General features: G+C 57.4%; 1 pseudogene. It reads right to left on the bottom strand.

Annotated elements, in window-relative coordinates:
* Positions 1-68 precede the first annotated feature (68 nt).
* A pseudogene (locus A3754_RS28185) lies at positions 69-258 on the bottom strand (LysR family transcriptional regulator); the annotation flags it as partial.

The following is a 258-nucleotide window of genomic DNA, read 5'->3' as shown; positions in this document are numbered from 1 at the left end:
AAGAAGACGGCATAGGAGCGCTCCGGCAGCGAAAACGGGCGCGAATCATAACGCCAGCAACGTCTCTGTTACCACTCCGCCTGGCGGGCCAATGTGGTCTGCAACACAGAGAACGCTCTTTCCAGTTGCGCGCTTTTCCTGGCTCGGGAATAGACCAGAAACACCGGATAACTGAACTCCGGCGCATCAATTTCACGAACCAGTGCCCCGCTTTCCAGATACGGCTGGGCAACACGGGTACGGAAATAACCGCTGCCC

The organism is Alcanivorax sp. HI0083 (assembly GCF_001635175.1).
The sequence above is the reverse complement of the archived record's forward strand: the minus strand, read 5'-3'. Positions and strand labels throughout refer to the sequence as shown.